The sequence below is a fragment of the Roseibium sediminis genome, from assembly GCF_008711325.1.
GTDB lineage: Bacteria > Pseudomonadota > Alphaproteobacteria > Rhizobiales > Stappiaceae > Roseibium > Roseibium sediminis.
Genome location: NZ_VXDB01000015.1, coordinates 40,849 through 53,492, shown reverse-complemented (window position 1 = coordinate 53,492; position 12,644 = coordinate 40,849). Strand labels below are relative to the sequence as shown.

Annotated in this window: 11 protein-coding genes and 1 other RNA gene; 3 read left to right on the top strand and 9 right to left on the bottom strand. The window is 57.8% G+C overall.

Annotated features, from left to right (window positions below; translation table 11 throughout):
* Positions 1 to 6 precede the first annotated feature (6 nt).
* The 4 genes from ftsL to F0155_RS15470 all read right to left on the bottom strand — a co-directional run bounded on the left by ftsL (position 7) and on the right by F0155_RS15470 (position 3,302).
* On the bottom strand, positions 7 to 363 hold the full coding sequence (ftsL, locus tag F0155_RS15485) for a cell division protein FtsL (protein ID WP_150525445.1): 357 nt from the start codon (positions 361 to 363) through the stop codon (positions 7 to 9).
* A gap of 1 nt (position 364) precedes the next feature.
* The gene (gene rsmH, locus F0155_RS15480; protein WP_150525444.1) at positions 365 to 1,405 is read right to left on the bottom strand and encodes a 16S rRNA (cytosine(1402)-N(4))-methyltransferase RsmH; all 1,041 of its coding nucleotides are present in this window, start codon (positions 1,403 to 1,405) and stop codon (positions 365 to 367) included.
* Positions 1,402 to 1,872: a division/cell wall cluster transcriptional repressor MraZ gene (locus F0155_RS15475; protein ID WP_150525443.1), complete on the bottom strand. Its 471-nt coding sequence runs from the start codon at positions 1,870 to 1,872 to the stop codon at positions 1,402 to 1,404. Before F0155_RS15475 ends, rsmH begins: the two co-directional genes overlap by 4 nt.
* Positions 1,873 to 2,294: 422 nt before the next feature.
* Positions 2,295 to 3,302 (bottom strand): AraC family transcriptional regulator, encoded by a 1,008-nt coding sequence (locus F0155_RS15470; RefSeq protein ID WP_208999310.1) that lies wholly within the window; start codon positions 3,300 to 3,302, stop codon positions 2,295 to 2,297.
* A 156-nt stretch (positions 3,303 to 3,458) separates the two neighbouring features.
* On the opposite strand from F0155_RS15470, the gene F0155_RS15465 reads away from it, so the two are divergent.
* Both F0155_RS15465 and F0155_RS15460 read left to right on the top strand, forming a co-directional pair.
* A complete protein-coding gene (locus F0155_RS15465; protein ID WP_150525441.1) occupies positions 3,459 to 3,905 on the top strand; it encodes a cupin domain-containing protein in 447 nt (148 codons plus the stop codon).
* Between the two features lie 30 nt (positions 3,906 to 3,935).
* A complete protein-coding gene (locus F0155_RS15460; RefSeq protein WP_150525440.1) occupies positions 3,936 to 5,423 on the top strand; it encodes a flavin-containing monooxygenase in 1,488 nt (495 codons plus the stop codon).
* A gap of 56 nt (positions 5,424 to 5,479) precedes the next feature.
* On the opposite strand, the gene rnpB is transcribed toward F0155_RS15460, so the two are convergent.
* Both rnpB and pdxR read right to left on the bottom strand, forming a co-directional pair.
* An RNA gene (gene rnpB, locus F0155_RS15455) (RNase P RNA component class A) lies at positions 5,480 to 5,886 on the bottom strand.
* A gap of 10 nt (positions 5,887 to 5,896) precedes the next feature.
* Positions 5,897 to 7,378, bottom strand: a complete 1,482-nt coding sequence (gene pdxR / locus F0155_RS15450) for a MocR-like pyridoxine biosynthesis transcription factor PdxR (RefSeq protein ID WP_150525439.1) — start codon at positions 7,376 to 7,378, stop codon at positions 5,897 to 5,899.
* 83 nt (positions 7,379 to 7,461) lie between these two features.
* Between pdxR and F0155_RS15445 the strand changes: the two genes are divergently transcribed.
* Entirely contained in the window at positions 7,462 to 8,151 is a 690-nt protein-coding gene (locus F0155_RS15445; RefSeq protein WP_208999309.1) for a pyridoxamine 5'-phosphate oxidase family protein, read from the top strand.
* Positions 8,152 to 8,161: 10 nt separating this feature from the next.
* Here the strand turns inward: F0155_RS15445 and F0155_RS15440 are convergent, their stop codons facing one another.
* The 3 genes from F0155_RS15440 to F0155_RS15430 form a co-directional block, all read right to left on the bottom strand.
* Positions 8,162 to 8,971: a 3-hydroxybutyrate dehydrogenase gene (locus tag F0155_RS15440; RefSeq protein WP_150525437.1), complete on the bottom strand. Its 810-nt coding sequence runs from the start codon at positions 8,969 to 8,971 to the stop codon at positions 8,162 to 8,164.
* Between the two features lie 14 nt (positions 8,972 to 8,985).
* Complete coding sequence (locus F0155_RS15435; RefSeq protein ID WP_150525436.1) at positions 8,986 to 10,515, bottom strand: class I adenylate-forming enzyme family protein; 1,530 nt, start codon at positions 10,513 to 10,515, stop codon at positions 8,986 to 8,988.
* Positions 10,516 to 10,702: 187 nt separating this feature from the next.
* A complete protein-coding gene (locus F0155_RS15430) occupies positions 10,703 to 12,211 on the bottom strand; it encodes a flagellin N-terminal helical domain-containing protein (protein ID WP_150525435.1) in 1,509 nt (502 codons plus the stop codon).
* Positions 12,212 to 12,644: the final 433 nt, after the last annotated feature.

Genomic DNA, 12,644 nt, shown 5'->3' with positions numbered 1-12,644 from the left:
ACACCCTCACTGGACCACTGTGGAAGTGGCGGCATAGCCGCCCATGGGATCTGGAGACCGGATCGGTTCCAGCAAGACGGGACGTGCAGGCAGGTCTTCAGGAACGACAATCTGCTTCACATCCATCGGCTCGAGCTCCAGATAACCGTTGTATCGCTCAACGAGATCCTGCAGTCGGTCCGGCTGATTCAGTTCGCTCCAGCGCGCCCGCAGGTGACGAATGGCATTGCGTTCGGACTCGATTTCCGCCTGCAGCTGCGAAACCCGATTGGCCGATTTCTTGGCGGCCAGCTTCATGTCGTAAACAGTCGCCGCGCCTATGACGACGGCAAGAACGAAGAGAACATTGAGCGTGCGCACCATGTCAGCCCCCTAGTCCTTTATAGTCAGCCAGCCGCGGCACACCGGCCGCATGAATATCGAGTTGCCGTGCTGGATTGTCTGTCCGGCGTCCGGCGCGAAGCTTTGCAGAGCGCGCCCGTGGATTTGCAGCTGTTTCGGCGTCCGCAGCGTCCACGGCCTTGCGTGTCAGAAGTTCGAAGGTCGGCGGTTCAACATCCGCTTCCGGCATGTGGCGGGAGCCGCCTGCATGGGTCTTGCACCGGTCCGCGAGGAACCGCTTCACAATGCGATCCTCCAGCGAATGGAAGCTGACAACCACAAGACGCCCGCCGGGCTTCAGAATGTTTTCAGCAGCAGAAAGCGCCTTGGCCGCCTGATGAAGCTCGCCGTTCACATAAATCCGCAGCGCCTGAAAAGTCCGCGTCGCCGGGTGGATCTGTGCCTTTTTCGGATTGCGGCCAAGCACCCGTTCGATCAGGGAAGCCAGCTCCCCGGTCCGGGAGAACGCCTTTTCCTTGCGTGCATTGTCGATCGCATGGGCCACCGAGGTCGCCCGCTTTTCTTCGCCAAGCACGCCGATGATACGAATGAGATCACGCACCGGCAGATCATTGACAACATCAGCTGCTGACGGCCCGGCCTGTTCCATCCGCATGTCGAGCGGCCCGTCGCGCATGAAGGAAAATCCGCGATCTGCCTCGTCGAGCTGCATGGAGGAAACGCCAAGATCGAGAACAACGCCGTCGACCGCTTCGTGACCGAGCGACCGGGCATGATCTTCCAGATCCGCAAACTGACCCGGCACGAGCGTCAGACGTCCGCCCGCCTCGGCGACCAGCGCCTGGCCACCGGCAATCGCATCGGGATCACGGTCGATCCCAATGACAGACGCACCACGATCCAGAATGGCCCGGCTATAGCCACCCGCACCGAATGTGCCATCGATGATCACCTCGCCATCTGCAGGCGCAAGGTGATCGAGAACAGCGTCGAGAAGGACCGGCACATGGCGTTCTGGTCCGCCGGCGCCAAGTTCAACAGAGCTTGTGCCTTGTGCCATCATGCCGGTCCTCCCGGCATTTGTGTCGGAGGCACTTGCCCCGACAACATGGCGAGCGCGCGCTTTCTGACCTCTGCGCTGTGCTCGCGGAACTTTGCAGGTTCCCAAATCTGAAACTTGTATCCCATGCCGGCAAAGGTGACCTGATCGGTCAGGCCGGTATGTTCGCGGATCATGTCCGAGATGACCATTCGGCCATCGCTGTCGATTTTCGGGGTTTCGCTGGCACCGAACAGGGCCATGGCCAGCGCATCATGGTCCGGAGACAATTTGGAGAACGCATCGAGGCGGGTCTGAATTTCGTTCAACAAAGCATTTCCGCCCGCATCAATCGCCGCGCAGTGCGACGAGGCAATGACATAAAGTCCTTCAAAGCCGTCCTTCGCCAATACCGAACGGAATGGCGCCGGGATCGACACGCGACCCTTGGCGTCCAGCCGGTTGGTAAAATGCGACACGAAGCCGGCCATTTGTCCCCTTCAAGCGAGCCACCCCGCTCTTCACCCCAAAAATTCATACCTGGATAGCTGCCGGGCAAACCGGCTAGGGCTGATTTGGTACGCCGCCCGCCCTGGACAGGCATGGGATCTCACCACACCATCTGGGCATTTATGGGATATCATGGGAAATCATGGACGGTCAATGGAATCGCATGGTCATTTGCCTGCTATCTCCCTCAGATTTCCCGTGAAAAAGACCTTACTGTGGTTAGGCTTAACAAACGCTTGACACTGCGATGAATCAGGCACGACGCCCGCAATCCCCTCGCAGGCGATCTGCAGAATGCAGAAATAATCGTGAACGATCTTTAAGAATGGTTAAGAAACAAGGGGTTCGGTGATGCATCCGTAAATCTACAGCACGCCATAAAACAAGCATTGCGAGTATGTATTTATGTGAACCGGGACCCCCGGATGGTTTCGCTCGGAGACTCCCCGAACCGGCTCTTATATGCAGTGGAAAAACGCCCGAAGTGGCGATGGCCGGAGAGTTCGGCGATATCTCCGACGCTCAAGCCGTCCTTGCCCGTCAACAGCAGGTGACGCGCATATCCCAGCCTCAATTCGCGCACATATTGCATCGGGGAAACGCCAATCTCCCGCTTGAAGGCGAACTGAAGGGTCCGCGGCGTTGTGTTGGCCCAGCGCGCAATGTCGATCAAGGTGATCGGATCGGTGAAACACTCGCTGATGCACCTGACGGCTCGCCGAAAGACGGCTGGCGGAATATCCCCAACCGGCATATCCAGCAAGGCCGAGACCGAACTAGGCTGCGCCATAACCAGCCCAGCCACAACGCTCTCTTCCAGAACCCGGTGCTGCTCGCTGTCTGGCGCAAGGAACACCTCCCCCGCCCCTGCCGCATCAAACAAGCCCCGAACCTGCCTGATCCAGTTCCCAAGCCCCGGGCGTGTCAGGTCAAGAGCCGGGTCGAACCGCAAGGTCTCGACATTGCCAAGACCCGTCACCTGACGGGCAATTTCAAGAACGTATGCGCGGTCAATCTGCACGAGAATTTGCTCGCAATCCGACGACCAGCGCATGCTGGTTTGCAGATCCGGATTGAGGATCGTCGCAATGCCGGGATTGGAAATCACACGCGTCCTGCCGTTCTCCACCTCAGCCTGACCAACGAGCGGGATCTGGACGAGAAAGAAGTTTGTCAGTTCGCCAGGTTCGATGATGACCTCAGCGCCGTAGCGCAGGTAATTCAGGGAGATCCGGCTGCCCTGCACCCTGTTCTTGCAGGCATGGAAAACCCCGTCGCGTGAGCCAAGATCCAGAAAGTGGCTGCAAAAATGCTGCCCGACCAGCTCGCGCGCCTGATCAAGCTCCAGCGTTTCAAAACACCTGTATCTCGCAAGCGGCCTTTCGATCCGCAGTCCGATTTCTGACACCACGCGTTCCCCTCCCCGAAACGGCATTGCCCAGTCTACGAAATAAAAGAACTCAATGGGAAGCGTTCGAATACGAAAATTTCGCAAATCGGATAAAGCAATTGTGGCGCTCCTCCTAGGCTGTGTGGACGAACACACAACGTCAGAGAGGAGCCTTTCATGGAAAGCGGAGCAGGTATTACAGGGGCAAGCGACGGGCTGCAGAGCCTTGCCTGGAACGTCGTCGGACACACCTACACACCGAAGGTCTTGAGCCCAAATGCCTTCATCTGGCACGCGATTGTTCCGGCCGAAACCTTCGTCCCACCGCATATCCACCCCACGCAAGACGAATGGATCACCATGCTGGAGGGCGAGCTGGAAGTTGAATTCGGCCCGGAAAAACATGTCGCGCGGGCCGGAGATACCGTCCGCATGCCGATGGGCATCGCACACGGGATCTTCAACCGCTCCGGAAAGACAGCCACCTGCGTCTTTGGCGTGGCGCCATCCCGCAAGCTCTTCGACTTGTTCAAGGCGCTGGACGGGGTGACTGACCCCGCAGAACTGGTGCGCCTGTCGGCTCTGCATGAAGTCGATTTCCTGCCGCCTCCCGGCGACGCCTGATCGATACAGAACCACGCAGGAAAACGCATCATGATCAACCGAAAGAACGTCGCCGTGATCGGCGGCGGCGTCAGTGGCTTGGCCGCAGCCAAGGCATTCGACGAACGCGGACACAGGGTCTTCGGCTTTGAACGCACACATGATTTCGGCGGGGTATGGGAACTGTCCCGTTCCTATCCGGATGTTCAAACGCAGTCCCCCAAGGACCTCTATTGCTACACAGACCATCCGATGCCGGAGGAATATCCGGAATGGCCGAAGGGTCCACAGGTCCACGCCTATCTGAAATCCTATGCGGCGAAGCACAGGCTGGAGCGCCTGTTTCAGCTGAACACCAACATCCTGCACATGGAAAGACGTGCAGACGGCAAACCGGGTTGGACCCTGGAAATTCAAAGCGGCAGCCATGTCTGGAAGCAGGATTTCGACTTTGTCGCCATCTGCACCGGACAGTTCTCGGACAAGAACATCATCACCCACCCCGGTCAGGACGCATTTTGCGCCAATGGCGGCAAGGTGATCCACAGCTCCGAATATACCGACACATCCATGGTACAGGGCGAGGATGTTGTGGTCCTGGGTGGCTCAAAATCCGCCACCGATATCGCCGTCAATGCTGCCAATAACGGCGCGCGTTCGGTGACACTGGTTTACCGGGAACCGGTCTGGCGGGTGCCGTATTTTGTTGGCGGGATCAACTTCAAGCGCCTGCTCTACATGCGCGCGCAGGAACAACAGTTCAACGGCTGGCAACCCTCCTTCATGGGCAAACTGCTGTCGACCGTTTTCAAACCGCTGATCTGGGCGAATTTCCGCGGTCTTGAAACCCTGCTGAAACTGCAGCTCGGCCTGAAGAAGTGGGGCATGGTGCCGGATATTCCCATCGAAAAGGACGTTTCCTGCTCCATCCCGATCGTCACTCCCGGCCTTTTTGAAAGCTTCAAGAACGGCAAGGTCAAGCCGATACGGGGAACATATGACCACTATGAAGACGGCAAGGTGGTTCTGACCACCGGCGACAAGGTGCCCTGCACCCTGTCCGTTCTGGCTATTGGCTGGAAACTGGGCATTCCTTATCTGGCTGAGGAATACCAGAAGAAGCTGATCGACTTTGACGGGCTGTATAAGGTCTACCGCCTTGCCGTGAACCCGGATTTGCCTGACATGGGGTTTGTCGGATTCAATTCCAGCTTCTGCACCATCCTGTCGGCGGAAATGATCGCCAATTGGCTCGTGCGCTATGCAGACGGCCAACTCGCCAATCAGCCGTCAGATGCAGACATGCGCAAGAACATTGACGCGATGCTGAACTGGAAACGAAATGAACGGCCTGCTGCGCAAATCTATGCAGGCCTTTGCTCTGCACCGTTCCACTTCCGGCATTTCGATGAACTTCTGGCCGATATCGGCGCAGCGAAACGAAAACGCAGCAACCCGATTGCCGAGCAGTTCTCCTATCCAAGTGCGCCAGCCTATGGCGAGTTTCTCGCCAGCGCGCCGCAATATCAGGCGGGATAGCAGCAAAAGGTGGACGCCCCGCGAGTGTTTCATCTTGCGGGGCAGCGGGAGAAAGAAAAGCCAGTCGGTCTGTAAGCCGGGTTCTGTATGGCCCGCAGGCAAGCCTGCGAACGTGACAGCCATTCATCTGGGACGCCTATTGCCAAGCGCCTCTCGCAACCTACCCGGACAACTGGCCTGGAAACCGGCCTGGGCAATGCCCGCGCTGTCCCTATTCGGTTTTGCTCCCGGTGGGGTTTACCATGCCGCGTTCGTTGCCGCCCGCGCGGTGGGCTCTTACCCCACCCTTTCACCCTTACCCCGCAGTCGACATTGCTGCCGGATCGGGGCGGTTTGCTTTCTGTGGCACTTTCCCTAAGGTCACCCTCGCCGGGTGTTACCCGGCACCGTGTTTCCATGGAGCCCGGACTTTCCTCCCCCGCGGCCTTTCGGCACTTGCGGCAGCGGCTGTCCGACCGACTGGCCCGCGTGGCTTAGGTGGCTTTTGGGTCAGGGTCAAGCTTCGCCATCAAGAAGGTTCCAACTTCCCGGGCAAAGGCAATCATCTGGGCCTCATTTGCATCTGCAAACCCGACCAGAAGCCCCCGCATTTGCGCCTGCCCCAGATAAGACTGGCTAACCGGGGAAACGGAAAACCCGCGCTTTTGAAGGGCGATCGCCAGCTCGCAATCGTCGTGCCCGCTATTGAGCTGCAGCACCAACTGAACGTTTCCCGTCGGAGGTTCGACGGATATGCGATTTCCGAGGATATCGCGGAAGATGCGAACCATCAGTCGACCACGGCTCTCATATTCCTGCCGGATGCGCCGGAGATGCGAACGGTAATGGCCACTTTCGATGAAGTCGGCCAGTGCCGCCTGAACATGCACATTTGCGATACAGCCCGTATATCGAAAGAGGCGTTGCAGCGGTTCGACCAGAGCGTCGGGCACGACACAAAAGGCAATTCGCAGTCCGGGCAAAAGGCTCTTTGAAAACGTGCCGAGATAGATGACCTCGCCTTCCTCTGCCAAACCCTGCATGGCGGCGACAGGTCTGCTTTCAAAGAGGAACTCGCTGTCATAGTCATCCTCGAGGATGATTGCCCCTGACCGTCGGGCCCGCTCGATAAGTGCAAGCCTGCGGGCAAGCGACATCTTCACGCCAAGCGGAAACTGATGGGACGGACTGACATAGATCAGTTTCGGATCAGGCACCTCTCCTTTCGGGGGAACAGTACAGCCTTCTGCGTCAACCGGAATGCCGGATGGGGTGAGCCCTGCACTCAGGAAGGCCGAACGTGCGCCCAGATAACCCGGATCCTCGATCCAAACGGCATCCCCCGGATCAGCCAGAGCCGTTGCCAAGGCAGTCAATGTTCCCTGCATGGTCGAGGTGATGATGATCTGGTCGGGTTTGGCCCGCACGCCGCGCTCACTGGAAAGATAGGTCGCCAGCGTTTCCTTCAGCGGACGATACCCGGTCGCGTCGTGATACAGCAGGAAATCACTTTTGAGGCTGCGCACCGCCCGCCGCAGGCATCTTGCCCACATGTCATAAGGGAAGAGATCACGCGCCGGAGCCCCGGACTGCAGAACGCCTGCCCCCTTGGCCCAATAAGGTCCACGGTAATCGGCAGTCTGCCGTTCCCCCCGTTTTGACAAACGCGGCCTGAACGCCGGAGCCTCCGAGATTTTCGATTTGCCCTCAAGCTCCACGCTTCCGGCAACAATCGGCGACGCACCGCGTTTCACCGTGACAATGCTCTCCGCCTTCAGGAGATCATAGGCCGTGTTGACCGAATTGCGGGACACACCAAGGTGCTGTGCCAGCTCGCGCGACGACGGCAGCCTGTGACCGGGCGCAAGCATCTGCTTTTGAACCGCGACCCTCAACGAGCGATAGATCTGTTCCGGGATGGGAAGCGGCGCAGACTTGTCGATCTCTATGAGGCTAGGGGCAAGTAGTGGTTCCATGATTTTTCCGAAACTGGCTCTTCTAAAGATCCAGTTTAAGCCAGTAGACAGGTGTTGCAAGCGAATTGAAAGAAGCCGGACCAATGACCGACACTGATTTGAAGACAAGACCCGCCGACGAGGCAGCAGACCGCCCGGCCTACGCAAAAATCAGGCAGATGAACCGCGGTGGATATGACCGGGACGTGGCCTACGAAATCCTCGACAAGGGCATGATTGCTCATATCGGCTTCATCGCAGATGAGCGACCGATGGTCATCCCGATGATCTATGGACGCGTTGGCAATACGCTCTACATCCACGGCGCGTCCAAGACGCGGATCATAAAGAATGTCGGCGAAACTGCGCCTTTGACCTTCACCGTTACCCTGATTGACGGTTTTGTCGTGTCCCGCGCCACCTTCCACAATTCCATGAATTACCGCTGCGCCATCGCCCATGGCACCGCGCGGCATGTAACCGACGACGCAGAACTGGAACAGTCGCTTGCCGCCATGACCGACCATCTTCTACCCGGCCGGTGGGCGGAATCCCGCCCCATGCTGGACAAGGAAAAGAAGGCAACCGGCGTGCTGGCAATGGAAATCGAGCACATCGCGACCAAGGTTCGCACCGGCCCTCCGGGCGAAGATGCCGAAGATCTGGACTTGCCGATCTGGGGAGGGGTGTTGCCGATCACCACAACGCTGGGGCCGGCGATCTCGGACGCACATGTGCGCAAGGACGTGAAGCAGCCCGCATCGCTGCAAGCTGCCCGACTGAAATTCCTCTAACGACAGCGCGTTACTGCGCTGTCCATCCGCCATCAATCGGCAGCGAGATGCCGGTGATGTTGTGCGCAATCGGGCTGGCGAGCCAGACAATTGCCTGCCCGATCTCATCCGGCCTTGAGGTTCTAAGGCTCGGCTGCTTCTCCGCCAGAAGGCTTGCAATCGCCTCTGGCCGCCCAACGCCCAGCTGTTCGCCGCGCGCAGTAATCTGCGGTTCGATGATCGCAGTTTCCGTCCAGCCGGGACAGATGCAGTTGACGGTCACGCCCCCGGCTTCCCGCGAGCCGACCGAAGCATATTCCAGCGCCGCAACGCGCGACATGCCCACCAATCCAAACTTGGACGCCACATAGGGGCTCTTGTCCTTGGAGGCGACAAGCCCATGAACTGAAGCGATGTTGACCACCCGCCCATAGCCTCGCTCCGCCATTTTCGGTAGCGCCCGTCGCATGGTGAAGAAGGCCGCCGAAAGATTGACGGCGAGGATCATGTCCCACGTCTCACGTGTCAGCTCGGCAATCGATCCGGTTTTCTGGATGCCAGCATTGTTGACCAGAATGTCCACGCCGCCCCAGTGCTCAACCGCCTCCATCATGGCGTCGATCGCATCCGGGTCCCGCATGTCCGCATCAAAAAACCGGGCATCCGGCGCTCCGGCATCCTGGATTTCGGCAACAGCTGCGGCAGCCTGCTCTGCGCTCGCCAACCCGTGAACCCCGATCCGCGCCCCTTCTGCGGCAAGGGATTTGGCGATGGCCAGACCTATCCCCTGAACAGATCCGGTTACGAGCGCCGTCCGACCGGCCAATACTCCGTTTTGCATGACAGGCTCCCTTTTCAGTTTTCTTCCAGTTGCTTGCGCAGCTCGGTCTTCAAGACCTTGCCATAACTGTTCTTTGGCAGTTCCTTCAAAAGGACATACCGCTTGGGCCGCTTGAAGCGGGCCATGTTGTCAAGGCAATGTCGATCAAGGTCTTCTGGTAATGCCGCCCGCCCCTTTGCACAGACGACGAAGGCGACAATCACCTCTCCCCACTCGGCATCCGGTTGCCCGACGACAGAGACCTCGCTCACGCAATCCAGCTGAAGAAGAACCTCTTCCACCTCGCGCGGATAAATGTTGGTGCCGCCGGAAATGATCACGTCCTTCGAGCGGTCCGTCAGGGTGAGAAACCCGTCCTCATCCAGATGACCGACATCGCCGGTATAGAGCCAACCTTCACGAATGGAGCTGGCGGTTGCGTCCGGGTTCTGCCAATAGCCCAGCATCACCGCAGGGCCCTTGACCGTGATTTCTCCCGGCTCGCCGGGGCGGCAAACTGCGCCATCCTCACCAACAATCCGAACCTCGACGCAGGACTGCGCCCGACCGACAGATCCAAGACGCTGCTTCCAGTTCTTGTGCGAGCGATCCATTACAAGTTCGCGGGTCAGCGACGTGATGCACATGGGACATTCGCCCTGCCCGTATATCTGAACAAAACGGGAGCCCATCACTTCGGTCGCCTCCAGAATATCGGCCACATACATCGGGGCCCCACCGTAAACGACAGTCCGAATGCCCTCGCCCTTACTCCCTTGTCGTCTTGCCTCCTCGACGAGGCGCTTGACCATGGTGGGCGCGGCGAACATGTGAACGCTGCCAAACTCTTTGGAAAGCGCAAGGATTTCAGCCGGATCAAACCCGCCACTTTCAGAAATGCAGTGGGCTGCGCCCTTCAGCACATGCATGAAGTTATAGAGCCCGGCACCATGAGACATGGGCGCCGCATAAAGGATCGTATCCTCGCTTCCCACCTGATCGACATCTGCAAAATAACTAAGCGACATGGCCTGAATGTTGCCGTGGCTGATCATCACCCCCTTGGGGCGCCCCGTTGTTCCGGAGGTGTAAAAAAGCCAGGCAAGATCGTCCGCCGATCGGGAAACGGCATCCATCGAGCCGGCAGAGCAGCCCGAAAGATCGCCATAGTCCGAAGACCCGACAGCGATAACTGCCACGCCTTCCGGCACGGCGTCCTCATGATTGCTGAAGGTATCCGGATCACCGACAAACACCAGCCGGGCGGCGGAGTCTTGAAGAATATAACCTGCTTCGCGGGCATGAAGTTTGTAGTTGATCGGCACAACCACGGCGCCGAGTTGCCAGACGGCATAGAGAATTTCGAGATAAGACGGGTGATTGGAGAGAAAAAGCGCGACCCGGTCTCCGGGGAGAATGGCATACCGGCTCTTCAAACCAGAGGCCAGTTTGCAGGCTCTCTCCCTGAATTCCCTATATGTCGCCAGCACATTGGTGCCTGACAGGACGGCAGGGTTCGCCGGATAAAGATTCGCTGCGCGATGCAGCCATTCAACCATGTTCATGAGGGCCCCAATCCTCCCAGATCGCCCACAAAAGGTGACAGGGAAAGTCGCCCATATTTTTCAGGAAAGAACAAGGCCGGACATGGCACCGGATGTCCACGGCGAAAAGAGAGACGCCCCCATAAACGCGAAACGGCGTGCCGAAGCACGCCGCCTACGCGAGACATACCTGGTTTCAGGAACCCGATTAGAACAGTGAAAGCACCGTCTGGTCGGCCTGGGAAGCAAAGGACAGCGACGTGGAAGCCAGCTGCTGACGTGTCTGCAGGGCCAGAAGGTTCGCACCTTCCTCATTGGTGTCTGCAAGCGTCAGTTTGCCGGCACCTTCCTGCAGGGTGTTGATCATGGACTTTGTATATTCCTGACGGATTTCCACGGTCGAGAGATTGGTACCGAACTCGGATGCCTGGGACCGCAGATTGGTCAGCGCCGTGTTCAGTCGATCAACGACACGGTTGATGTCATTGTCAGACGCAAAGCCACTGTCCGACAGGGCGCTGATCGTGACACCATCGGCATCGGCGGCAAAGTCAAACGCATTGAAATCGTTGTTATCACTCGTCAGCGTCAGGTCCGTGTCACTTTCCAGCCCGATACGACCTGTCGTGGAATTGTAATTCGCGCTGACACCGTTGAAGTCGTCCATGAAATCAACGAGGTCGTTGATCGTCGTGTCCGCCTCGATTTCAAGCGAGCCCAGTTCGAAGTTGTTGCCGTCAGTGAGGGTCAGCGTATCCCCGACCTTGAAGCCTGCGGTGTTCGACAGGAGCGCCGAGCTTGCCGTTGCCTGTACGGCGGTGATCGCTGCCAGATCGCCGGTATTGCCGCCACTTGCGCCGTTATTGCGAAGATCTGCAGTGTTATTGGAAATGATCTTCAGGTCACCGGTGGTCTGGTCGAACTCGGTGCGAACGCCCGGAGCCGATTCCAGTTCGGTGATCAGGTCCTGCACGGTGGTTCCCGCCGTGACCGTCAGGGACACGCCGCCGACAACGGAGCCGGTGGTTGCATCGTTGAACAGCTGGATCACATCACCAACGGCAATGCCGGTGAAGTCGGACAGCTTGGACGCGGAGTTCAGCGCCTGACCATCAGAATCCTTGAGGCTCAGGGTTTCCGCGCCGCCCTGGATCTGGAAGGACGTGGCAGCCCCTTCACCTTCAGCAAGGTCATTGAGGTTCAGACCGTTCTCAAGGGTGGTGTCGGTATAATCAACCGCCTCGATGGTCAGCTTGGATGTGGAATCCTCGTTGAAGATGGTCGTCAGGTTGTTGCCGTCGCCCGCCAGAAGGTTCTTGCCCTTGTAGGAAGAATCCTTTGCAACGTCCTCAATCTGCTCAAGCAGTCCATTATACTGCTCGGCGTAGTTCTTCCGCTCGAACTGACTCTGGGTCTGCAGGGCCTGATTGGCCTTCGCCTTGGCTGCTTCCACCAGATTGGTGATGGTCTGGATCCCCTTGTCGGCTGCCTTGATGGTCTGGAGCGACTGGCCCATGTCATCAAGAAGGGTACCCAGATCCCGGGCGCGGCTGTTGAGGCCGGACGCGGTAAAGAACGAATTCGGATTGTCGAGAGCGGAATTGACCTTCAGACCGGTCGCCAGCTTGTTCTGGACACCGGACATCAGATCTGCGGTGGACTGAAGAGTTAAAAGGTTCTGCCGCACGGCAGCTGACAAAGTAATATTGGAGTTCATCTCGTTCCCTTTCCTAGGGCTGCAATCAATTCCACTCCTTCTGAGCGGCTGAAGCGAAGATGTTCTGTTAACCCTAACAAAAATTTAAAATGGAAAAAAACAAAAAGAGCCGTATTTTGGGAAATTACTGACACTTATACTTATAAAAACGAGATTTATTACAATGAACAATATGGCGAGCCAAATATCGCCGCAGAACAAAAGCCCTTACACCGTCCGCCGACGCACCGCAGCACACCCCTGCAAACGCTACGTCAGAATGCCGACATTCCGCTAACCATTCCGCGCCCGGCTCATTGATACAAAATGACTCTGGTCCTGCGCAATTCGCGTATTTTGACAATGGTCGTGTAAATTCCTGCAATCATTCAGATTTTGCAAATTGCCTCAAAAAAACATCCCTCTGGGGGCTTCCAGAAAAAAGGCGTAAACA